General features: G+C 45.0%; 20 protein-coding genes. 5 read left to right on the top strand and 15 right to left on the bottom strand.

Going from position 1 to position 22,804, the window contains the following annotated elements:
• Positions 1-20: 20 nt before the first annotated feature.
• Positions 21-398: a Rid family detoxifying hydrolase gene (locus SCJ97_05065; protein ID MDW7739414.1), complete on the bottom strand. Its 378-nt coding sequence runs from the start codon at positions 396-398 to the stop codon at positions 21-23.
• 98 nt (positions 399-496) lie between these two features.
• On the opposite strand from SCJ97_05065, the gene SCJ97_05060 reads away from it, so the two are divergent.
• Positions 497-700 (top strand): nitroreductase family protein, encoded by a 204-nt coding sequence (locus tag SCJ97_05060; protein ID MDW7739413.1) that lies wholly within the window; start codon positions 497-499, stop codon positions 698-700.
• 60 nt (positions 701-760) lie between these two features.
• Here SCJ97_05060 and SCJ97_05055 read toward each other — a convergent pair whose 3' ends face one another.
• From SCJ97_05055 to SCJ97_05045, 3 genes are all read right to left on the bottom strand, one after another.
• Positions 761-1,492: a hypothetical protein gene (locus SCJ97_05055; protein ID MDW7739412.1), complete on the bottom strand. Its 732-nt coding sequence runs from the start codon at positions 1,490-1,492 to the stop codon at positions 761-763.
• A gap of 50 nt (positions 1,493-1,542) precedes the next feature.
• Positions 1,543-2,232 carry a hypothetical protein gene (locus SCJ97_05050; protein MDW7739411.1) on the bottom strand — a complete coding sequence of 230 codons (690 nt, stop codon included), beginning with the start codon at positions 2,230-2,232 and terminating at the stop codon, positions 1,543-1,545.
• Positions 2,233-2,363: 131 nt separating this feature from the next.
• On the bottom strand, positions 2,364-2,777 hold the full coding sequence (locus SCJ97_05045; protein ID MDW7739410.1) for a hypothetical protein: 414 nt from the start codon (positions 2,775-2,777) through the stop codon (positions 2,364-2,366).
• A gap of 223 nt (positions 2,778-3,000) precedes the next feature.
• On the opposite strand from SCJ97_05045, the gene SCJ97_05040 reads away from it, so the two are divergent.
• Positions 3,001-3,906, top strand: a complete 906-nt coding sequence (locus SCJ97_05040; protein MDW7739409.1) for a dihydrodipicolinate synthase family protein — start codon at positions 3,001-3,003, stop codon at positions 3,904-3,906.
• On the opposite strand, the gene SCJ97_05035 is transcribed toward SCJ97_05040, so the two are convergent.
• Positions 3,893-6,349 (bottom strand): PBP1A family penicillin-binding protein, encoded by a 2,457-nt coding sequence (locus SCJ97_05035; GenBank protein ID MDW7739408.1) that lies wholly within the window; start codon positions 6,347-6,349, stop codon positions 3,893-3,895. The genes SCJ97_05040 and SCJ97_05035 overlap by 14 nt on opposite strands.
• A gap of 347 nt (positions 6,350-6,696) precedes the next feature.
• Here SCJ97_05035 and SCJ97_05030 point away from each other — a divergent pair, with 347 nt between their 5' ends.
• Complete coding sequence (locus tag SCJ97_05030) at positions 6,697-8,034, top strand: putrescine aminotransferase (protein ID MDW7739407.1); 1,338 nt, start codon at positions 6,697-6,699, stop codon at positions 8,032-8,034.
• Positions 8,035-8,104: 70 nt separating this feature from the next.
• Here the strand turns inward: SCJ97_05030 and SCJ97_05025 are convergent, their stop codons facing one another.
• The 4 genes from SCJ97_05025 to SCJ97_05010 form a co-directional block, all read right to left on the bottom strand.
• Positions 8,105-10,498, bottom strand: a complete 2,394-nt coding sequence (locus SCJ97_05025) for a PAS domain S-box protein (protein MDW7739406.1) — start codon at positions 10,496-10,498, stop codon at positions 8,105-8,107.
• Between the two features lie 103 nt (positions 10,499-10,601).
• A complete protein-coding gene (locus SCJ97_05020; GenBank protein ID MDW7739405.1) occupies positions 10,602-10,901 on the bottom strand; it encodes a MoaD family protein in 300 nt (99 codons plus the stop codon).
• Between the two features lie 35 nt (positions 10,902-10,936).
• Positions 10,937-12,616 carry an AMP-binding protein gene (locus tag SCJ97_05015; GenBank protein ID MDW7739404.1) on the bottom strand — a complete coding sequence of 560 codons (1,680 nt, stop codon included), beginning with the start codon at positions 12,614-12,616 and terminating at the stop codon, positions 10,937-10,939.
• A 12-nt stretch (positions 12,617-12,628) separates the two neighbouring features.
• Positions 12,629-14,491 (bottom strand): aldehyde ferredoxin oxidoreductase family protein, encoded by a 1,863-nt coding sequence (locus SCJ97_05010; protein MDW7739403.1) that lies wholly within the window; start codon positions 14,489-14,491, stop codon positions 12,629-12,631.
• 321 nt (positions 14,492-14,812) lie between these two features.
• Between SCJ97_05010 and SCJ97_05005 the strand changes: the two genes are divergently transcribed.
• Together SCJ97_05005 and SCJ97_05000 are read left to right on the top strand one after the other, a co-directional pair.
• Positions 14,813-15,376 carry an SCP2 sterol-binding domain-containing protein gene (locus tag SCJ97_05005; protein MDW7739402.1) on the top strand — a complete coding sequence of 188 codons (564 nt, stop codon included), beginning with the start codon at positions 14,813-14,815 and terminating at the stop codon, positions 15,374-15,376.
• A gap of 12 nt (positions 15,377-15,388) precedes the next feature.
• Complete coding sequence (locus SCJ97_05000; protein MDW7739401.1) at positions 15,389-16,552, top strand: iron-containing alcohol dehydrogenase; 1,164 nt, start codon at positions 15,389-15,391, stop codon at positions 16,550-16,552.
• 344 nt (positions 16,553-16,896) lie between these two features.
• On the opposite strand, the gene SCJ97_04995 is transcribed toward SCJ97_05000, so the two are convergent.
• From SCJ97_04995 to SCJ97_04970, 6 genes are all read right to left on the bottom strand, one after another.
• Entirely contained in the window at positions 16,897-17,676 is a 780-nt protein-coding gene (locus SCJ97_04995; GenBank protein MDW7739400.1) for an enoyl-CoA hydratase-related protein, read from the bottom strand.
• 31 nt (positions 17,677-17,707) lie between these two features.
• Positions 17,708-18,550, bottom strand: a complete 843-nt coding sequence (locus SCJ97_04990) for a thiamine pyrophosphate-dependent enzyme (GenBank protein ID MDW7739399.1) — start codon at positions 18,548-18,550, stop codon at positions 17,708-17,710.
• A complete protein-coding gene (locus SCJ97_04985; protein MDW7739398.1) occupies positions 18,540-20,243 on the bottom strand; it encodes a 2-oxoacid:acceptor oxidoreductase subunit alpha in 1,704 nt (567 codons plus the stop codon). The genes SCJ97_04990 and SCJ97_04985 overlap by 11 nt, the downstream gene beginning before the upstream one ends.
• A gap of 60 nt (positions 20,244-20,303) precedes the next feature.
• Positions 20,304-21,257 carry a cytochrome c biogenesis protein CcdA gene (locus SCJ97_04980; GenBank protein MDW7739397.1) on the bottom strand — a complete coding sequence of 318 codons (954 nt, stop codon included), beginning with the start codon at positions 21,255-21,257 and terminating at the stop codon, positions 20,304-20,306.
• A gap of 30 nt (positions 21,258-21,287) precedes the next feature.
• The gene (locus SCJ97_04975) at positions 21,288-21,533 is read right to left on the bottom strand and encodes a hypothetical protein (protein ID MDW7739396.1); all 246 of its coding nucleotides are present in this window, start codon (positions 21,531-21,533) and stop codon (positions 21,288-21,290) included.
• 62 nt (positions 21,534-21,595) lie between these two features.
• Entirely contained in the window at positions 21,596-22,804 is a 1,209-nt protein-coding gene (locus SCJ97_04970) for an MFS transporter (protein MDW7739395.1), read from the bottom strand.

The raw sequence follows: 22,804 nt of genomic DNA, 5'->3' as shown, positions 1-22,804 counted from the left end.
TAAGAACTTGTAATGCACCTTTATTTGATTGCAATGATATCCATCTCGACTTCAAAGTTTCCTGGAAGCTGCTTAACAGCAACACAGGTCCTGGCAGGTTGTTCAGACGTGAAGTAGGTTTTGTAAACTTCATTCATATCAGAGAAATCAGCCATATCTGTTAAAAAAACACCCGCTTTGACCACATTATCAAGACTGCTGCCGGCACCTTCGAGAATCATCTTGATGTTTTCGAGAACTCTTGCCGTTGCTCGTTTAATGTCACCCCGGACAGCTTCCCCGGTTTTTGGATCAACCGGTACAGTGCCGGAAAGAAACAGCATCTCCCCCACTTCAACAGCATGCGAATAGGGGCCGGCCTTACTGATTCCTTCAATATCAATACATTTTTTCTCCATTTTAACTGCCTCCCAAATGACTGAAATTTGTCTAAATATGCTTTCAAAGATGTGTAGTCTAATTATTTCCATTTAGTTAATCAAACTCCTGCAAAAATATCAGATATGATCAGCGCGCTTGCCGTTATATCTATCTTGATGCGGGGCATATCGGCCAAAATGCTGCCCTGGCTGCAGTCTCCTGCGGGCTTGGTTCATGCCAGGTAGGGGCATTCTTTGACGATGAAGTAAACCTTATAATCGATGTTGACGGTGTCAACGAAACTGCAGTTTATATGGCAGCCATCGGAGAAATAATATAAAAGTGGCGCCCCATCTTCACGGAACACCACTTTTCCGGATCCATGTATGTTAAATTATTATCAGCTTCCGAGATAATACTCCTGACCGCCGATTACCAAGACAACTTCTCCGGTATTAACGGTGACAGTTTCCCAGAATTGATCGGGATCTTTTTCAATGCGCAGCTGCCATCTTTCCGGCAAATCAGGATCCTGGCTTGCCGCCTCACCCTTGATCATTACTGCATCAACATCGTTTAGTGAGTAATTACCCGGCAAATTATCTGCATCCAATATAGCATAGATTAGCCACTGTTTGCCGATCTCATCGGGTACGATATAAAGGTCTTTTAACCAGTAAAGATCTCCGGACGGTTTTTCAACAGCCACGCCACCATCCACAACCAGTTCCATGGTATACTCAGGCCATTCTTCATCTTCAAGGAAATAAGCCTGATCTGGATCATCAACAGCCTGCTTCAAGGTCAGTCCGTTTTTCAGCGCTTCACTATAATGAATCATGACCGGATCTGTATCACCCTGAATAAGCACAATAACCCAAACATCGCGGAAGTTTTCCAGGGCTTCCCTTATTTTAGCCACTGTTGCGTTGTAGAGAGTATAATCAGGGGTGGGATATGGGGCAGTATCTTCAACCGCTTTAGAATAATCGATCCTTACTATATCTCCTCCGGCATTCTCGTAATATACATCAGTTACAATATAGCTTGCTGCAAATACCGTGCCGGACAGGCAAAGAATCAGAAATGCTGCAGCAAAAAGCAAACCGATTGCTTTAAAATATTTTCTCACATTTATCACCTCCCCGGTATATTCATCATCCAAATTACCGTAAACAGGTATTACCAGAGCCAGGAACCATCAAGCATTACCCTGACATCAGCAGGTTTAATGTTCGGTTGGACAGTACCAATGATTTTTACCCGCCAGATGTTGTTATTCTCTCCGCCGCGGACAGCCGGTATGCTTTTCACCGTAACAGCATCAATGTTATCGAGCGTTCTACCCAGGTACGCTTCTCCCAGCCTGGTTTCATCAATCGTGACATTTACAAAGAAACAATTTGCTATTTCCGACCAGGGTTCAGTAACAGTCATCCATTCAGGAAATTCAAGCGGAATGGGAGCCCTCAGTGCCACCCTGATTCCATCCATGTACATTTCATAGGAAGGCTGAGGCATTGCCGACACATGATATGCTGAATTGCTCAAAGCCTGCTGAAATGTCAGTCCGTCATCAACTGCTTTACTGTAATCAATTTTTGTTCCGCCCTTTGTCTCCACGTATACTTTCCTGTGGTTTGAAAGCGCATCCTGAATACCTTCAACCGCAGCATTATAAAGTTTATCCCCCAGCGGTTGCGTAGCATCGAAAACTGCCTGTTCATAATCAACAATTATATACTTTAAATCAGACCGCTGAAAAAGGACATACTTGGGATCTGAGTCTGCTGCAAATGCTGTTGCGGAGAAAAGAAAAAGGAGTACAACTATAAAAATGACAACGCTGGCATACTTTTTGAAATAAAGCATAATACTTTTCTCCCTTCTTTAATATTTTCAAAAGGCTATATATATACTCCACTACCCCTCCCTTTTATAAAAATACAATTTTTATAAAAACAGACGGCTTCTCTTATAAACCGTCGATAAACCAGTAATTTCTAGAGCTTGCGGATAATAATTTCAACTTCCTGTATTCTGCTTTCATCATTTTTATCGGTAATTACCAGTATGATTGTATCTCCTTCCCGATAATCGCTGAAAACGGTTTCCCACCGATCATACAGGCCATTGTAGGCAAGATTTTCCCCATTTGCTGTAACAGAGCCGGCGTCAACTCCATCTTTCAGAAATATCCAGACATAAGTCAAGTCGAATATATCTAAGACAGCAACAGATCTCTCCATATCGATAAGATCAGCAGCTGGTTGTCTGTTCAGGTTGAAAATTTGGTCTCGGTAAGTAAACGCAAGAACACTGAGGATTAATGCAAGCACAATAAAGAAGAGCAGTATTTGCCTCTTTAGTACCTTTTGTTTTTTCTTTTTCTCCCTGGCACTTTCCAATCTACTCATTGGAAGCCAACACCTTCTTCTCTTTTATTAAATATATAGAAGGTATATTATTATATCAATTTTCTGTTATTCCTGTCAACACCAATTTACGATGATAATCACTTTTTTTCAAATACTTGGTAAATAAAGCTGCCCTTTCACCTTTTTCCGGTTATAATAGGTACAATGATTCCTTTCTATCTAACAGAACTTCGATTATTCTAAATTAAGGCAGGTGTTTCAAATGATCTCCGGAATCTATGCTCCGGTTACGACTCCTTTTGATACCGCAGGCAATATTTACTGGGAAAAAATGGCTGACAATATGCATTGGTATTCAGAAAGCCCTCTTGAAGGCTTAGTCGCTGCGGGGACAAATGGAGAAGCCGCACTTCTCGATGTTAATGAAAAAACTAAATTATATTCATTTATCAGGGAAAAACTAACTCCGGGGAAAAAGTTGATCGTGGGAACAGGTTGTGAGTCAACCAGGGAAACTATTAAATTGAATAGGGAAGCATATAAATGCGGAGCTGATGCAGTACTGGTTTTAAATCCCAGCTATTTTAAGAACAACCTTGATGAAGATACACTGGCAAACCATTACCAGATAGTTGCAGATAGTTCTCCTTTACCGGTGATATTATATAACATGCCCCGCAATACCAACCTGAACCTAAGTTCAAAGCTGGTGATCAAACTTGCTGAACACCCCAATATTATCGGCATAAAGGATAGTTCGGGCAATTTAACCCAGATTGGAGAAATTATCAAAAACTGCAGGCATGATTTCGCAGTTTTTGCCGGTTCAGCAAGCTTTCTTTTGCCTGCTCTTATCATGGGAGCAAAAGGGGGTACTCTTGCCCTGGCTAATATTATGCCCCGCCAGTGTTGTGAAATATACCGCTTATATAAGTCCGGAAATATTGAGCAGGCCAGAAAGATACAGTTATCGCTGCTGAAAATAAATAATGCGGTAACTGCCCGCTGGGGTGCAGCCGGCTTAAAAGCAGCGCTCGATCTGATCGGACTTTATGGTGGCCCCCCGCGCCTTCCCCTGCTTCCCCTTAGTGAACCTTCAATAACAACTTTGGGAAGAATCATGGCTGAACTGGGTTTATGCAGCCAAACTGACCCTAGAGGAAATTAAAAAGGTTGTTTGCCCGCCAGATAAACACCAGAAAATTTTCCCACCAGTTACCCGGGTCGGTTTCTCCCGGACCACCCTGTCCGTTTGACTCATCACCAGGCGGTGGTTCGGTTCCGTTATCATCCCCGGGAGGGGTCGGCGGAACTTCATCGTCATCCGGAGGCTCTCCGCCGTCATCCGGTGGATCCTCTCCGGGATCAGGTTCTTCATCTACCGGATCCTCGGGTTCCTCAATCTCATCATCCAGTTCATCGGGATCAAGCTCAGGGATGAGGTGAAAATCACAGGTTAACCGGGGTGCATGTTTTTCAATGAAATAGTCGTACCTCACACTGTCAGCTGCCCGGCAAAGTTCGGTAGGCCGGAGTCCGGAAACCGAGCACACTTCCAAACGGACAATTCCCGATGGCCGGATAAATTCTCTTACCTCCAGCGTCTGAAAAGCATCGAGAAATACCTCCCTTAAAAACGCCGTGGAATAGCGCCAACCCTGTTGAATGCCTCCCATTTTCGGTTCATCAAATCCCATCCAGAATGAAGCAACCAGGTTTGGCGTGTAGGCTACGAGGTAAACATCTTTCCAGTTTTCAGTTGTTCCTGTTTTTGCCGCTACAGGACGGTCAATCTGTAAAGCCCTGCCCAGGTATAGACGGACAAAATCCTGTAAAATATCGTTGACCAGGAAAGCTGCCTGGGGACTGAGCACCTGCTGTGGATTGATTCTGTTTTCGTACAGCACAGCGCCATGGCGATCTTCAATTTTCTCTATGGTATACAGATCAACCTTGATCCCTTCATTGGCTAAAACACTGTAAGCCTGGGCCATATCGATAGCGCTCACACCGTAGGTAAAACCACCAAGCGTGAGGGCCAGGTTATCAATCTCGGAAGGGTCAATAGTTGATATGCCCATCCGCTGGGCATAGCTGACTCCCACCCGGGGTCCCAGCTGTTGAAATGCGCGAACTGCCGGAACATTATAAGAAAAATAAAGAGCCTCCCGGGCTGATATCATTCCCCTGAACCGGTTATCGAAGTTTTTGGGCTGCCAGCCCTGTGGACCGGTAAAGGGGGAATCATCAAGGGTTGAACCGGCACCGGCAAGAGTACCTTCTTCAAAGGCCGGAGCGTAAGTGATAATCGGTTTTATTGCCGATCCAGGCTGGCGCAGAGCAGCAAACCTCAATACTTCATCGGTTTTCTTGCTGTATTCCCTGCCTCCGCCAAGGGCTCTTATCTGACCGGTAGTCGGATCGGCAACAACTATTGCTGCCTGTGGTTGGGGTATACCACCTTCCTCATCGACAAGTTCCTGAAGTTGAGTCCGGCTAAGATCGCGTCCGGGAGGGAGAGCAGCCACAGCTTCTCTAACTGCCGGCATACTGTAATAGGCAGTGGTAGGATATAATTCCGTTCTGCCCAACACTTCCTCAACATGAGACTGCAGTTCAGGATCCAATGTTGTAAAAATACGCAGCCCCCCTGTATATATAGCCCGATAGGCTTCTTCACGGGAACCGATACCGGGAACGTCACTCAGGATACGAATTAACTCATGATGAACAACATAGTCGACAAAATGCGGATACGGATATTCACGATCGGGAGGTTCACTGTAAAACAGCTCCTGCCTTAATGCATTTTCATATTCTGCTGATGAAATAAAGTTAAGCCTGTGCATGCTTGATAAAATAAGCTGCATTCTTGATTCAGCTTCAGCTTCACCATCGATGGGGTTGTAGTAATTGGGTGAACGAACCGCACCGGCCAGCATTGCTGCCTCAGGCAGGTTTAACTCCTGTACACTTTTCCCGAAATAGGTCTGTGCAGCGGCTTCAACGCCGTACGCACCGTTACCGAAATAAATACGATTAAGATACATCTCCAGGATCTCTTCTTTACCGAAACTGCGTTCCAGTTGAATAGCCAGCCAGATCTCCTGTATTTTTCGTTGATATGTAGTTTCCGTACTTAAAAAAGCGTTTTGGGCAAGCTGCTGTGATATAGTGCTGGCTCCCTGAACTATACTCCCGGCTCTGAGATTTACCATTGCAGCCCTGATGCTCCCAATGATATCAAAACCGAAGTGGCTGTAGAATCGTTCATCTTCAATAGCAATAAAAGCATTCCGGACATGTTCCGGTATTTCATTAAGACTGACCACAATACGGTTCTGTTCCTCATGAAGGGCAGTAATCTCTCTTCCATCGCGGTCATAAATATATGATGTTTCCACTGTTGCCAGTCGGGATAGATCAAAGGGAGGTGCTTCGTTAACATAGTTAACCACGACTGCAGCTGCAGCTCCTCCGGCAATGATCAGTAACACAATCATTAATGTTAAGAATATTTTCAGGACCGACCCAAAACCAAGGCTGGATCCTTTTTTTCGTATAGAAGTTTCTGTTTTATTAAAATCCAAAGGGCGTTTCTTTTCTGCCATATATTTTTACCTCCTGTATAGTTAAAGCCGGTACTACAGAAGAACCTCGTTTTGCATGCCGCTGCGTATTAGCATTCATCCAGCTAACTATCATCTGCTGTGCAAAAGAGGTTTACCTGATTATTATATCACACCCAGGTTGAGGTACTACTTAACTGACAATTTCTCAAAATCTAAAGTTCCCCTGCAATCATGTCTCATTTTTGATAATTATAACCTTGAAAATTTACAGTACTTTATCATTTACCTATATTTATAAGTATTAATCTTTGCCTTTTTCTTGGCATTGTTTTTGCATAATATTTTAACAGGTAAATATATACCGATAGGGGAGGAGCCAGTCAAATATGGATCGTGAATCAGTTATTCAGGAAAGCTCACGTATTATCGATATTATTTTGAAAGATGAACTGACAAAAGAAGAAAAGGACCGCGTAGTATCAGATTCGGTAACAAACTATGCGGAGTATGTCAATCCAGCCATCTTGAGCGCCCGCAAGTCTGTTTCATCAGACTATTCTTTCGTTGAGTGGGAAGATGAAGGAGCCATATTCCGCGATACCCACGGGGTTGAATTTATCGATTGCCTTGGCGGATTCGGTATTTATATGCTTGGTCACAGAAACCCCAGAGTAGTTGAGGTGGTTCAGGCCCAGCTAAACCGCTATGCCCTGCACAGCCAGGAACTTGTCGAACCGCTGCGTGGTTACCTGTCGAAGCTGGTGGCCATGATCACCCCCGGTGATCTGCAGTATTCTTTCATCTGCAACGGCGGAGCTGAAGCAGTTGAGATGGCTTTAAAGCTGGCCCGCCTTGCATCGGGTAAAACCTGGTTTATTTCAACGGTTAACGCTTTTCACGGAAAATCTATGGGGGCAGTCTCGGCAACTGGCAAAGGAGTATACCGTAAGCCTTATATTCCCCTTATTCCAGGTTTTCAACATGTAGAATACGCTGACGCCGATGCTGTGGAAAAAGCTATACGCAACCTGATTGCCGTCGGAGAATCGGTAGCCGGGGTTATCGTTGAACCGATCCAGGGTGAAGCGGGAATTATTGTTCCTCCTACTGACTACCTTCCAGCCCTAAGGGATATATGCGATCGATACGGGGTCTATCTAATCACCGATGAAATCCAGACCGGTATGGGCCGAACAGGTACCCTGTGGGCCGTGGAACAGGTTGACGTTGTTCCAGATATTCTGATCATGGGTAAAGCATTTGGTGGTGGGGTAATGCCGATTACCGGAATAGTTGCCCGTCCGCATCTCTGGGAAAATATGCTGGAGAACCCCTGGATCCTCGGATCACCAACATTCGGAGGCAACCCCCTGAGCTGTTCGGCCGCTATTGCTGCCATAAAGTATACGGTAGAACTGGATGTACCGCAAATGGCTAAAGATAAAGGGGATTATATCCTGGAAAAATTAAATAATATGACATCGAAATACCCGGTATTGAAAGCGGTCAGAGGCAAAGGCCTGCTGATCGGAATGGAGTTTCCATCTGATGAAACAGGCTTTGCCCTGGCCAAAGGTTTATTTGACCAGCGTGTCCTGGTCGGAGGAACTCTTAACAATGCCCGGGTTATCCGGATCGAACCGCCTGCTGTAATATCTTACGAGCAAATCGACATAGTGCTTGCAGCACTGGAAAGAACTCTCGATCAGTTAAGCAAACATTAATTCCTACTTATAGCTTAAGAGGCTGCCTCATACATGGGGCAGCCTCTTTGTTTAAACTATTTAGAGCTTTTTATTCCTTAACATCAAATAGTGAAAGAAATACCTCTACAAGTTCCGGATCAAATTGTGACCCGGCGCACCTACGGATCTCTTCCAGAGCCTCTGAAGAAGATACCGCCTTGCTGTAGGGTCGATCATTTGTCATCGCATCATAAGCATCAACAATCCCCAATATACGGCACTCTACTGGTATCTCATTGCCCTCTAACTTCAAGGGATACCCTTTCCCATCCCACCGTTCATGGTGCTTCAAAATCAGATCGGCCACCCCGGAAAGATCGGGAGAGGTAATCGCAATACGGTAACCTTTTTCAGGATGAAGGCGCATAACCTTCCACTCTTCCTTGCTGAGAGTTCCTTCCTTGAACAGGATACTGTCAGGAATACCGACTTTTCCGAGGTCATGGACCTGGGCAAGAAGGGCAAGATCGGAAAGCTGCCTGGAGGAAAGATTTACCCTTTCCCCAATACTGAGACAGAGATCAGAAACACGTTGAGTATGCCCCTCAGTAACATAATCTCTTTCAGACAGGGCAGCCAACAGCGCTTCAACCGTTTTTGTCCGTACCCGGTTGCTCCGGTAAAGTTTATCACGGTACATCAGGTCATCCGATTCCTTAAAAATATCGAGCAGAGAGGTTTTTCTGTCTTCGGCTGTGGCAACACCAATTGAGAGCCCCAGGGGTAGATCCTCATGTTCACGGTTATACCGTTCTACACTTCTCCTGATCCGGGCTGCTACTTTTTCGCCGGTATCTTCATCGGTTTTCGGCAGGATGGCTGTAAACTCATCACCCCCGATCCGGGCCAGAACATCTGATTCACGTATTGACTGCTTCAAGATCCCGGCAGCCACTTTCAGCAGCTCATCTCCTACAGTATGCCCCAGGGTGTCATTGACAAGCTTAAGGTCATCAAGGTCGGCAGATATCATCGTTATCGGATAATCTCGGCTTCTGCTCAGACGATTAAGTTCTTCTTCAAAGTAAGTTCTGTTATGCAAGCCGGTAAGCTGATCATGCATACTCATATATTTCAGTTTTTCTTCAAACTCAATTCTTTCTGTAATATCCCTGGCCAGACCCCTGAAACCGGTAATATAACCCTGCTTGTCACGAATAGGTGATATGGACAGCTCACCAACAGCCCTACTCCCATCTTTGCGCCTCAGATCAAGGATAAAACCCCGATCAGATTTTCCTGACATATATACCTTGTTAAATGTCCGATATACTGTCTCTGGGTCCTGGTAAAGATCTTTATAGCTTTTACCGATCAATTCATCCCGGCTGTAGCCGAGCATGCGAAGTGTTGATTGATTGCAATTTACAAAGATCCCATTTAAATCAACCTCGTAGTAAGCCTCTTCTATTGTATCGAGAATTTCCCTATACCTTGCCTCGCTTTCTTTTAAAAGCTGGTAGGCTTTCGTGTAATCGGTTATATCCTCGCCGATACAAACATACTCCCGGGTCTCTCCCGACGGTTTAAAAACAGCCCGGTTAGTCCATCTTAACCAACGTTCATTTCCCTCGTAGTTTATATTCGAATGTTCATGTGTTGCTATAGGGTTTTCTCTGGTCAAGGAAGAAAAATGATTGACAACCTGTCTGTAGTTTTCCGTCGGCACGAAATCGGATAGTTTCATCCCGATTATTTCTCCGGCTGATTTACCCATAAAATTGCAGTATGCATTATTGGCAAAGGTAAACCGGTAATCAGGGGACAGCCTGGTCACCAGGGCCGGGATATCTTCTGCAATTGTCCGATACCACTCACTGCTTTCTTCAAGACGTTTCTCCGCCTGTTTCAGTTCCAGAGCATTTGCCGTTACTGAAGCAAATGGAAGCAGCAACTGATAAGAGCAGGACATCTCTACTTCCCTTCCAGCTAGCATTACAGACCCGATAACCTGCTCATCATAAATCAGAGAGACAGCAATATAAGAATCAATTGAGAGAAGTTTTTCTATAGCGGTGCTTATTTTAGGGAGAGCCAAACCGAAAGCAGTTTCAGAAAGACGTTGATACTTTCTTAATCTTTTTTCCTTCATCTTCCTTTGTTTCTCTTCGTCTATAGGAATAGCCAGTCCGACAATATTCCGGCCGAGCAATTTAACCAGTTGATCGTTGGTTTGTTCAGAAAGGCTAGTCTGGCAGCAAAAAAGTCCAGTCTTCTCATCATTGCAGATAATTAGAAAAACCGCCCTGGCCCCGGTAATTGCTTTAAAGTTCCTGACTATGAAAGAATAAAGGTCTTTATCCCTGAGCCGGGTTAACCCATTGGAATAACTGCTGATAGCCGACAAAATCCAGCCGGAATCATCCATAGCGGGATCATAATCAACTTCAAAATTAATTACATCGAGCTGAGACAAATTTATCTGCTTTTTAGGGATCTTCATAAACTGCCCTCAATTCAAATTCACATATTAAATATTGCTGAATGGGGTGTAATACTCTTCGGCATAAACCAGAAAATACCTTCCAGCAGGTTTAGACCACTGATCAGCCTCCTGCTGCAGGGGGGAAAAGTGTTATAACGGAACTTTCTTTAAGAACTGTATCCTTTCCATTCAGCAAATTGATATTACGGCCATCGATCAAAATAATAAGACCGGAAATAACTTCCCGGTCAAAAAAAACCAGACTTCCCGACTTCGATTCAAAACTTTCCGGCAGCCCATAGTGTTCAGCCAGTTCGGCTATGAGATCTGCAACAGTAGTATTCTCGGGAAGTTCCAATCTTATTTCTTTTGTTCCCATCGCTTCCCGTAAAAACAAATAAGGTTTGACTGTTACAATCAAAAAGGTCACCCCTGTCCAGGCCTAAGTAGGGCTCATTATTTACTCATTTTACTGATCTCTTCTTCCCGAAGCTCTCTTTTAAAAATTTTTTCAGTCACAGTAAAGGGTAAACTTTCCCTGAATTCTACATAACGTGGAACTGCATAGGAAGTAAGTTTCTCACGGCAAAACTCGATTATCTCTGTTTCTTCTACCTTCCCCTTATATTGATCTTTCAGTACGACAAAGGCCTTGATTCTTTCACTACCCTCACGCTGGAGATCCGGAATGCCAATAGCCACTGCCATTGAAACTGCCGGATGCTGATGTAATACATCATCGACTGTGCTCGTATATACCTTGTAACCTGAAACATTAGCCATATCCTTGATCCGGTCGACGATAAAGAAATAACCATCCTCATCCATGTAAGCTATATCACCAGTTGGGAGCCAGCCATCAACCAGTCCGTCTCCTTCTGTAGGCCAGTATCCTTTCATGACCTGTGGCCCTTTGATATACATATGTCCTGGTTCTCCGGCAGCAACTTCCTTTCCCGTATCTTCGTCAATCAATTTAACATCCGTGTCGGGGACCGGCAGTCCGATGCTGTATTTCTGCTTTGCAGAAAAACCGGTTATTTTTGCAAAGCCGGTCAGGTCAAGGTGGGTAAGTGGGCTTGTTTCAGTTAATCCATAGCCTTCTGAAACCGGCATCTTTATTTTTTCTGAAATAGCCTCCCTGACATCTATGGGCAGATGCGATGCTCCCGAAACAATCTGGATGGGCATCCGTGGAAGATCTTTTTCCCTGAGTTTCATCAGCTGGGTGGGAACCAGAGCGGCCAGAAAAGGCCGGTTCTCAACGAGTACCTTTACGATATAATCAATATCCCGAGGGTCTTGAATAAGAATCATTCTTAATCCCCAGTAAACAGCAAAAAGCGCACAAGCATCTCCATATGAATGGAAAAGAGGCACTCCGATACATGCCGAGGCTTTGCCCCTGATTGATTTTTCCAGACTGGCCATTGCCCAGGGCATTTGCTGTAATATGTTGCTATAACGGTTGTAGTGGGTAAGCATTACGCCCTTTGGAACCCCGGTTGCACCGCCGGTAAAAGCCAGGTATGCAAGATCTTCACATGGGTTGATTTGGACCTGCGGGGGCTTAGCCACATGTGTTGCAATTAAATTTTTGAACCTGACCGTTCCTTCCGGCACGGAATCCACTTCCGGTTCATTTGGCCCATATTCAAGAAATGATGTAACGATAATGTTTCTTAAGTTTGTTTTCGGCTTGATATTCTCGATTCTTCCCAACTGCTCCTCAAGACAGATAACCGTTTCGGTTCCCGACTCACCAATCTCATACTCAAGATCAAGCTCTTTATGTAAAACAGAGCAGGGAACATGGACTGCCCCACATTTCAGTATGGCAAAATTTGCGATCAGGTACTGCGGGCATGTCGGTAATATCGTCGCCACCTTATCCCCTTTCTTCACTCCGAGGGAATTTAAGGCATTGGCCAGGCTGTCAGCTGCCTGTTTAAATTCCTGATAGGTAGTTCTGACCCCGTAATAATCTATGGCAGTCGCTCGCGGGAAGCTTTCTGCTGTTTGATCAAGAATATTATACAGAGGCAGTTCCGGATAAGGCTCAAGGCTTTGTACCAGTTTATATGGTCCCAATTTGTAACTCTTTAACCAGGGCCTGCTTATTAAAGGATCACTCATGACAAACCTCCTCTAACTCCAGATTTCTGAAGTTAAATCGCCAAGTTCAAGCTCATCTAGTTTTTCGGGTTTCGGTTTTCCGGTTTCTTTATCCCAACCGCGCATTTGATAGTATCTTTCGAGGAGAATCGGCAGTTCGTTTACATGTCCTTCTGCCGGGCCATCCGGTAATGGATCCTCGAGTAATCTCTTTGGCAGGGTATCGCCTGCTGAAGTCAGACCTTCCCTGTTGCTGAAGGCGCGCGCCAGGTTATATACCCTTTCACCGGCCTGCTTGTATTCAGCAGTGCTCAAATCCCAACCGGTTACCAGGTTAACTAACTGTACCCAGTCATCAGCCTGCAGGCACAGCCCCATAAATTTACATGCTCCTACACAATCAAATGTTGTCAGCATATCTTCAAGGTCACGGGCAACTTTAACTTCTTCGGGATCAGCAATAAAGGGATCTTTTATCTCACTGTCCTCGACAATGAGAAATGGCACATCTGAAAAAGTCGGGCCCTGAACATATGCAGTTACATGATCACCACCACGATTGGCTGTAGCATAAGTAAGCCCGGTCATCTGTACAGCCCGGCTGTCATAAGCAGGAAGCTCGAGGCCTTTTACATGCATGGCAAAATGTTCACTACCCTTACCGAGTTTTTCTGCCATGCGCATGGTTCCTTCAGCAAGCAGATCGCCGATTCCCTCCCGTTTTGCAATTAAGGGGATCAGGTCAACTATTAAATCAGCATCTCCAAAATTGAACGCCCTGCCACCGGTATCCTGTTCAGTCAGAATCTCTTTTTCGTAACACTCCATGGCAAAGGCAATAGTACTCCCTGCAGATATTGTATCAACACCATAGTCATTGCAAAGATAACCGGCCATCGTTATAGCTTCCAGATCGTTGACCAGACACATACCGCCAAATGTACCCACCGTTTCATATTCCGGTCCTTCGCCTTTATGACCGGTGTATTTCCCATCCCTTATCTCGGTTCCCCTGCCGCATTCAATGGGACATGCAAAGCAGGTAATATTTTTTGTTAGAATTTTATCCGAAATGGCTGGTCCATTAATATCGTCGGACTGATCAAATACACCACTCTGCCAGTTCCTGGTGGGAAACCCGCCCCTGACGTTTACCAGATCGAGAACAACGCTGGTTCCGAAAGATTGCATAGCCATCTTCATCATAGATTCATCCATCAACTCGTATTGTTTTCTAGAATGTTCCCTGAATTCTTCCGGCCGTGCTACAGGTATTTTCTGTTTACCTAAAGCTGCAATCGCTTTTAGATTCTTTGAACCCATCACCGCGCCAAGACCACATCGCCCGGCTGCCCGGCCAAAATCATTCATTATTGCAGCATATTTGACCAGGTTTTCGCCAGCCGGACCTATGCAGGCCACATTATATTTTTCTCCCAGTTCATCCCTGATCAGATTGGTCGTATCAGGCACATTTTTCCCCCAGAGATGTTCTGCGTTTTTGAGTTCAGCCTTATTATCTTCGACCACCAGGTAAACTGGCCTCGGAGAAATCCCTTCGAAAATTATGCCATCATAGCCACATTTTTTGAAATCGACTCCCCAACGCCCTCCGGAATTAGCCTGACCCCAGATTCCTGTCTGTGGTGATTTGGCAACCACACTGTATCTCCCGGTACTCGGGGCAACAACCCCTGTCAAACTGCCGGTCATAAAGATCAGCCGGTTTTCGGGGCCGAGAGGATCGGCTCCCCTGGGAACTTCATCCCAGAGATATTTTGTTGCCAGGCCTGCGCCACCCAGGTACTTTTTGAACAGATCACCCGGTATTTCTTCATCAGCTATATGGCCGCTTGTAAGATTTACCCTTAATAGTTTACCATGATAACCAGACATAAGAGCACCCCCAAAGATTTAAAAGACTGTTTGTCACCTGGAAGAACATCGTTGATAAGATAAATAGGAATTAACATAAAGAACATTACCACAATTCATTATTAATATACAACTCTTTGCTGAAAAAAACAACGCAATTGAGCAAACAGTTTGAAATAAAATCTATAAAAAAGAAATATTTTTGTTATTCTTAACTACTTTCGCATTACTCGTAAAAGAGATATAATTGAGTAAACTTGTCCCCATACCTGATATCTGATCTTTTTGGGGAGCAATAATCCAAACATTTGATTGATAAAAACTAATCGGGAGGAATGCTTGATGTCTTACACCTATGGAACAGAGGAATGGGAAAATGCTTACCGGGAGATGGTCAACGACAGGCTGAAAAAAGCAGAGAAGCCGTATATTATGGGGACTCCGGAATGGGTAGCAACCTTTGAAAAACTGATCCAGGAGGATGAACAGTACAAGGAAGTAGCTAAAACCTGGGAAGGAACAGTGGTGATTCATATTCTGGCAAACCCCTCTATAGGCTTAAACAGCGACATCTTTATGTTAATGGACCTCTGGCATGGAGATTGCCGTTCGGTACGGCTGGTCCCAAAAGAGGTAGGTGAAAATGCTGACTTTGTTTTAACCGGTGAATTTGAACGCTGGCAGGCAGTTATGAAAAAAGAACTTGATGTTGTTAAAGCAATGATGCAGGGCAAAATAAAACTTAAAGGAGCCCTCCCAACGATAGTGAGATATGTGAAGGCTTCGATAAGGCTTGTTGATCTTTCAGCTCAAATTGAAACCCGCTTTCATCCCGATATGAGCGACGCTGAAAAAAATGAATACCTGAGCTGGTTTAACGATCTGCGTTCAAAATTCGATTTTTAAGGGGGTACTCACATGGAATATGATCGCAGCCTGTCATTTGAATATTTCAGTCCAACTAAAATAATTTATGGAGAAAACAGTATAAATGAAGTCGGCCTGGAGATGGACAGTCTGGGTTGCACAAGAGCTCTGGTAGTTACCGATATGGGAATCGTAGATGCAGGACTTGCTGAAAGAGTGATCAAAGCTCTTGGAAAACGTTACATCGGGACCTATGACCGATGCATCCAGGATTCCGGGTTTCATCTTGTTAACGAAGGCTCTGCCCTGGGGTTGGAATACGGTGCCGACATCCTGATCAGTGTAGGCGGCGGCAGCGTTATAGATACAGCAAAAGGCATGGCCATGGTGATGAAGGAAGGTGGCAAACTGGAAGACCATGCCGGCGCCCAAAAACTGACCAGATCTCAAACACCCCATATTGTAATTCCCACGACAGCCGGAACCGGGAGCGAAGTAACCAGGTACGCTGTTATTAAAGACTGGGACAGAAATATAAAAGATTTCATCTTTGATTATCATATAATCCCTGACAAAGCAATCCTTGATCCAACAATGACAGCCGGGCTGCCCCCAATCCTGACTGCCGGGACAGGAATGGATGCATTTACCCATGCTTTGGAAGCGATCCATACCATGGAAAGACAGCCGCTAGCAGATGCCATGGCCCTGCATGCAATTAAGTTGATTGTACAGTACCTGCCCCAATGTATAGAGGACGGAAGCAACCTGTTTGCCCGCGGTCAGCAACTACTGGCGGCAACGATTGCCGGTATTGCCTGCAGTACAGCCTTTTTCGGTTTAAATCACGCTATGGCCCATTGCCTGGGCGCTCTATTTGAGGTTCCGCATGGAATAGCCAACAGTATTCTTCTGCCGCACGTGATGAACTTTAACATGGACGAATGTGCAGATCTTTATGCCGGCATTGCCAGGGCTATGGGAGTGGATACCCGGGATATGAACAGCAGTGAAGCAGGCATGGCTGCAGCTAAAGAGGTAAAAAAACTAACCCAAAAAATTGGTTTACCCCAGAGCCTCCGCGAAGTCGGTGTGCCTGAAGAAGGTTTAGCCGAAGCAGCGGAACTCTCTCTTTCTGATGGAAATATTATCTATAATCCCCGAGTGGTAACAGGCGCTGAAGAAGTTTTGGAAGTATACAAAGCTGCCTGGTAATCAAGAAAAAAGCAGGGACTCCTGACTCCTTTGTAAGGCAGGCGCTCCTGCTTTTTCTGATCCCATCTTGAAAAACTCTTGGACTTTTACTTCAGTTTTAATCGGGATCGTAAAAAGGGTTTTTCATTTCTTCAGCGCAGTAACAGCATTCAATATGTTCTTTATCTCTCTCCGGGCATGAGCTGTAAAACTTGCGGTGACAATGCGGACACTCCCATTCAAACAATAAAAATCATCCCTTCGTCTTTGGTAAGGAGTATGCCTACTCATGTCGGTTATTAACCATTATATACGTAAATAGGTTTTCAGACAAATCTATTTTATCGAAACCGGGTAATTTTATATTAGCGTCCCTTCCAGTGCGGTTCCCTTTTCTCCATAAACGCAGTGATCCCTTCCTGGAAATCCTCGGTCTGCAGCAAAAAACCCAGCGCTTCCTGCTCCAGCTTAAGCCCCGACTGTAAATCGCACTCCATTGAGCTATTGATCACCGACTTAATTTTTTTCAGACTTAGAGGCGGTTTACCGGCAAGTTTGATTGCAAATTCAGATACAACCCTGTCGAGTTCCTCCTTACTGGTTACCAGATCGACCAGGCCGATCTCTCCAGCTTCTGTTCCACTTACAGTATCACCACTCAGGATCATTTTTTTCGCTTTGGCCAGACCAATCCTGCGGGGCAAACGCTGGGTTCCTCCCCAACCCGGCAGCAGGCCCCGGTTAATTTCAGGCAGACCAATCTCAGCACTGTCTGCGGCAAATATAAAATCGCAGGCAAGAGCAAGTTCACAACCCCCGCCTAAAGCATAACCATTCACCATAGCAATTACCGGTTTTTCATAGGCCGCAATTATTTCTACAACAGGTTCCACGGGAGCAGTCTCCACCAGGTCCCATCCAGCAGAAAAACAGTGTTTAATTTCCTGCCTTCCTTCCTTTTCCCTGATTCGTGGATTGCCTGTCAGAATTAATACGCTGATCCCATCGTCAGAAGCAATCATCTCCAGCGTTTCTTTCAATTCCCGGCCCAAAGTGCTGTTAATCGCATTTAACCGGTCCGGGCGGTTAAATATGATTCTGGCTACCCGATCTTTTACATCAACCAGGATAGTTTCATATTGCATCTTCTCACCCCATAAAGTGAAATACAAGTTTTTAGATAAACTCTTCCTGAATCTTTGAAAGCTCTTTCGGTTCAAAAGGAATGTCGATCAAAGCTTTTCCAGTAAGCACTTTTTGCGATGACTCAAAAGTCGGGCGTGGTTTATTGTAAAATATACCCAGCGGGATTTTCTCACCCCACTGCAGAGAAAGTTTTACTGCCTGACTCCAGTCATCAAGGGCATTCAGTTCGGGGAAGAACACTCTCTTCCTGTACCACCCGAAGGTATTAACCTTATTAAATGAAACGCAGGGCTGCAGAATATCAACCAGTGCATACCCCGAAAACTCAAGGGCCTTTTTCATTGTTTCCTTTAAATGTTCTTTCTCTCCGCTAAAGCAGCGTGCTACGAATCCTGCGCCCATTGCCAGGGCTGTTAAAAGCGGGTTAAATGCCGGATGAACAACACCACTTACCTGAATCCCGGTTTTCATACCTGGATCACTGGTCGGGCTTGCCTGCCCTTTGGTCAGCCCGTACACCTGGTTGTTGTGTACAAAATGTGCAATATCCGGATTTCGGCGGATATTGTGAATAAAATGGTTCCCCCCTTCACCGTAACTATCTCCATCTCCTGATTCAACTATTACTTTCAAACGGGTGTTGGCTATCCGGGCTCCGATTGCCGGCGGAAGCGCCCTGCCATGAAGGCCATTAAACCCGTTTACTTTCAGGTAGTGAGGAATTTTTGCAGCCTGACCGATTCCGGAACAGATCAGAACTTCATGGGGTTTATATTCGAGTTCATCCAATGCTTCTGCCAGTGCTTCCCTGATAGAAAAGTTACCACATCCCGGACACCAGGCAGTTTCACCGAGCATAAAATTATTTACCATCTCTTTCCACCTCCCTTACAATTTCATCGGGCATGAACGACCTGCCATCATATTTAAGAATCAATCGGTTCACAGGTATCCCGGTTTCTTTGCGGACAAGGGCCGCCAGCTGACCACCGGCATTATTTTCAACACAGTAACTCTTCTTTACATGAGGAAGCAGACTCATCAATCTTCTGCGGGGCAAAGGCCAAAGATCACTGAAATGAAGCATCGCGGTTTTTATTCCCGCGGCAGAAAGAGCATCAACCGCTTCACGTAAAACTCCATAAGTGGATCCCCAACCCAGTATAAGCCTTTCAGGCTGAGTATCTCCATAAAGATCCGGCTCATCCATTTCATCTGCCAGCAGAGCCAGTTTGCGCATCCTCTTTTCGACCATTAAGTTGCGGGTTTTGGCATCTTCGATTATATTTCCCTTTTCATCATGCTCATCGCTATCTATCAGAACTACTTCACCGGGATATTGCCCGGGTAAAGCCCGGGGGGAAATACCGCTTTCAGTAATTTCATATCTTTTATAGGGTTTGTTAATCTCATTTTCTTCAACTAAATAGCGGTTATAGGTTAAACGCCCGAAATCGAATGGTTCAAGAGAACGGTGTGTATCGGCAAAATTCTGATCTGATAAAAATATTACGGGGACCTGAAAACGATCTGCCAAATCAAATGCTTTATTTAAACGGTAAAAAGCATCTTCATGAGAAGTGGCACTTAATACCGCCCGGGGGAACTCACCATGACCGGCGCTGACAACAAAAGATAGATCGCCCTGCTCGGTCCGGGTCGGCAATCCGGTAGCCGGGCCGGGCCGCATGGCAACTATAATAACAAGGGGCGTCTCGGTCATTCCAGCCAGAGAAAGACCTTCCACCATCAAAGAAAATCCTCCACCAGAAGTAACCGTAAGTGCTCTGACACCGGCGTAAGAAGCACCCAGAGCCATATTGATAGCGGCAATCTCATCTTCAGCCTGTTCTACCACCAGGGGCAGCTCACCACTTTTTGACGCCAGGTAATTCATAATACCAGTTGAAGGAGTCATCGGATAAGCTGACAAAAAACGGCAACCGCTGGCCAGGGCAGACATACCCAAAATCTGGTTGCCTTCAATAAAAAGTTTTTTTACATCCGACTTCACTGCAGGCAGATCAAAACAGGCGTCGCATTTTCGTGATGCACTCTTATATCCCGCTTTCAGGGCATTGATGTTCTCTTCAGCAATTCCCTCTTTCCCGGCAAAAAATTCTTCCAGCAGTTTCTCGGTAGTACCGGTCTCAAGCCCAATCATCACCAACAGCGCCCCGACTGCAACTGTATTGGCCATTACAGGACCGCCATGCTCTTTGGCCAATTTCAGCAGTTCTACAGGCAATCCCCGTCTTTCTTCTGCAGGCAGAGAAAATGAATCAGGGTCAAAAATTATCCGCCCGGTAGGACTGAGATTACTTATATGATTAAGATACGTCTCTTCATTCAGGGCAACCAGGATATCGATCATATTTACCGGTGTCCAGGGTGTTTGAGCAGCAATCCTCAAGCGTGAAAAGTTATGCCCTCCCCGAACCCTGGACATGTAGTCCTTGGTATAAATAATCTCGTACCCGTGCCTGACCAGGGTCTTGCCAAGCAGGTTCATGACAGTATCCATCCCCTGACCGGCTGCACCTCCAACAAGAATATTTACATCCATAACAGATCTCAACTCCTTTTGATTAACCGCTTGATAATAACAGAATTTTTTTTAAACTGTTTACCTGTTGACCCATATCAGCAAAACCAGACCGAGAACTATCAAAATAACACCGCTGGCATAGCTGAGATATTGGGTGTATCGATTTATTTTCGGTAAATTTCTGGCTAAACCCGTAAAAGTACCTGCAAGCAATAGAGGAATACCGTGCCCAAGTCCGTAGATAAACAGCAACCCACTTCCGTATAGAGGCTCTCCCTGCATAGCAGCATAAGTAATAATCACAGCCAGTACAGGTGTGGCACAGGGTGATGCTACCAGGCCAAAAAGCAAGCCCATAATTAGCGATCCACCCAGGCCGGCTTTTTTCAGGGGTATTTTTTTAAAACCGGGTAAATCAAGAGTTAATACCCCTAATAGCTGGAGGCCCATGATGATTGCTACTGCAGCTAATATGTAATACCAGACTTCACCAATCTGACCGAAAACGCTTCCCAGACTGGCAGCAATGAAGCCTAAAATAGCAAAAGTTATAGCCATTCCGACAACGAAGAAAAGAGAAAGTGAAAAACCCCTTGAACGGGTTCCTTCACCGTAGCCGCTGATATAACTTACCAGCAGTGGGACCATCGAAAGTATACAGGGACTGATGCTTGTAACCACCCCTCCCGCAAAAATCAAAATAACAGCAAGAAAGGAACGCTCTTCAACAATGTCGGGAATTACTACAGAAAAAAAATATTCCAGGCCTGACAGCTCACTGTTATCAGGCATATCTCCACCAACTTCACCTTCATCGGAAACTTTTACAATAAGCGGTTCTATACGGGCTACCATATCTTCAAAATCAAGAGTACCCGCTTCTGAAGTGACAATCTCCCCATTGGTATCGATAAAGAAGAAGGCAGGGATATAAAGCACCGGAAATTCTTCAAGCAGTGCTTCGGTATTCGGGTTATCCAGATCAGCAACAATTATTCTTACTTCATCCTGGTAGTGCTGCTTCAGAGCCATAATCACGGGCTCCATACTTACACAGGCAGGTCACCAATCTGCATAAAATTCAACAACAATCGGCTTACTCTCCTGCAACGCAGCAAGGTATGCTTCATAGGGATTTTCAGTTAAAAATTCTATATCCGCAGTAGCTTCAACCGGAGACGTCTCAACTGGCTCAATGCCTTCCGTTTCGGTCAATGGGACATTCTGATTATAGCTCGAAATCAGCAGAACCGCAGTAACAGCTATTACTACAATAACCAGTATAATTATTTTATTTTTACGTGACACTTAACTACCTCCCAATTTACCATGCAATAACTTATTGTCACATCATATCATAACAGGCGATGTTATGTCAGTTCGACGGATGTTTTACGGGCAAGCCGGGAAATAAGATAAAGGCCGGCTAAAACCGCTAAAAATCCGACAATAAATACTGTCCTGTAACTGGAGGTTACCTCCACCAAAATCGCCGCAGATAGTGGACCCAAACTTCCAATTACACCGACCGCCGTAAAGGCCAATCCGTAATCACGGCCAAAATTTTTCAACCCATACAGGGTTGCGACTATGTTAGGAAATGAAGCATAAAGGCTGCCGTAGCTAAACCCGAGAAAAGCGGCGGCAATTACCAGCAATGACCAGTGAATCCCACTGAAAAAGAGGATCATCGCCATCCCCATCAATATGAATGCTGCATTAATATTGCCTTTATACCCGATCCTGTCGCAGAGAGCTCCGCCAATCATTCTGCCGGAAGCATTGGTCAGGGCAAATAAAGATACTAACATATAACCCCAGGGCACATTAAAGCTCAGTTCGGCAATTTGCACCATATGGGCAATAAACATTGTTCCAACTGCACTTGTTAATCCTATAATCACCCAAAGAATCGGGAAAGAAGGATTTCGGACAGTTTCACGCCAACCGGTTTCTTGAATTACGGCTGTAAATATTTCATCTCTATCCGGAGGCTCACTCACAGGCGGCAATTCGATCGCCCTTGCTGAAAGGGTTATAATCAACAGGACTAATATACCGGCGAGGAAAAATGTATTGAGAACACCTAACCGGTTAATGAGGAAGTTTATTACAGGAGCCCAAATTAAGGCCGCAGCCCCCAGGCTCATAAGAACAAATCCGGTTACCGAACCACGCTTTTCAGGAGGAAACCATTTTATTGCTGCCGGTGTAACTGCCGAATAGCCAAAAGCTGCTGCTGATCCGAAAATAACGCCAAAAAATAAAGTCACTCCAAGGGGGCTTGCCACCAGGGAACAGAGTATTAAAGAAAGACCGGTAAATATTCCGCTGTATATAATTCCCCTCCTGGGACCATATCGATCCTGAAATCGTCCCCCAAAGATCATCGCTATGGAAAAAACAAGCAGTTCAAGAGTGTATGGAAGCATTGCTTCAGTCTTTGTCCAACCAAACTCCTTGATCAGACCATTTGCAAATACAGACCAAGCATAAAAAATGCCAAGTGAAAAGTTAACCAGGGCGCCGGCTGCAGTGACCCTGACCCCTTTACTAATAAAATTCCCAACAGTTGTCAC

The organism is Bacillota bacterium, assembly GCA_033549065.1.
In the GTDB taxonomy this organism is placed as follows: Bacteria; Bacillota; Dethiobacteria; order DTU022; family DTU022; genus JAWSUE01.
This window is presented reverse-complemented; position numbering and strand designations above follow the sequence as displayed.

Excerpts from the sequence above, each read along its gene's own strand:
- SCJ97_05065 (MDW7739414.1), bottom strand. The coding sequence starts at position 398 with ATGGAGAAAAAATGTATTGATATTGAAGGAATCAGTAAGGCCGGCCCC.
- SCJ97_05050 (MDW7739411.1), bottom strand. The coding sequence starts at position 2,232 with ATGCTTTATTTCAAAAAGTATGCCAGCGTTGTCATTTTTATAGTTGTA.
- SCJ97_05045 (MDW7739410.1), bottom strand. The coding sequence starts at position 2,777 with ATGAGTAGATTGGAAAGTGCCAGGGAGAAAAAGAAAAAACAAAAGGTA.
- SCJ97_05040 (MDW7739409.1), top strand. The coding sequence starts at position 3,001 with ATGATCTCCGGAATCTATGCTCCGGTTACGACTCCTTTTGATACCGCA.
- SCJ97_05035 (MDW7739408.1), bottom strand. The coding sequence starts at position 6,349 with ATGGCAGAAAAGAAACGCCCTTTGGATTTTAATAAAACAGAAACTTCT.
- SCJ97_05030 (MDW7739407.1), top strand. The coding sequence starts at position 6,697 with ATGGATCGTGAATCAGTTATTCAGGAAAGCTCACGTATTATCGATATT.
- SCJ97_05025 (MDW7739406.1), bottom strand. The coding sequence starts at position 10,498 with ATGAAGATCCCTAAAAAGCAGATAAATTTGTCTCAGCTCGATGTAATT.
- SCJ97_05015 (MDW7739404.1), bottom strand. The coding sequence starts at position 12,616 with ATGAGTGATCCTTTAATAAGCAGGCCCTGGTTAAAGAGTTACAAATTG.
- SCJ97_05010 (MDW7739403.1), bottom strand. The coding sequence starts at position 14,491 with ATGTCTGGTTATCATGGTAAACTATTAAGGGTAAATCTTACAAGCGGC.
- SCJ97_05005 (MDW7739402.1), top strand. The coding sequence starts at position 14,813 with ATGTCTTACACCTATGGAACAGAGGAATGGGAAAATGCTTACCGGGAG.
- SCJ97_05000 (MDW7739401.1), top strand. The coding sequence starts at position 15,389 with ATGGAATATGATCGCAGCCTGTCATTTGAATATTTCAGTCCAACTAAA.
- SCJ97_04995 (MDW7739400.1), bottom strand. The coding sequence starts at position 17,676 with ATGCAATATGAAACTATCCTGGTTGATGTAAAAGATCGGGTAGCCAGA.
- SCJ97_04990 (MDW7739399.1), bottom strand. The coding sequence starts at position 18,550 with ATGGTAAATAATTTTATGCTCGGTGAAACTGCCTGGTGTCCGGGATGT.
- SCJ97_04985 (MDW7739398.1), bottom strand. The coding sequence starts at position 20,243 with ATGGATGTAAATATTCTTGTTGGAGGTGCAGCCGGTCAGGGGATGGAT.
- SCJ97_04980 (MDW7739397.1), bottom strand. The coding sequence starts at position 21,257 with ATGGCTCTGAAGCAGCACTACCAGGATGAAGTAAGAATAATTGTTGCT.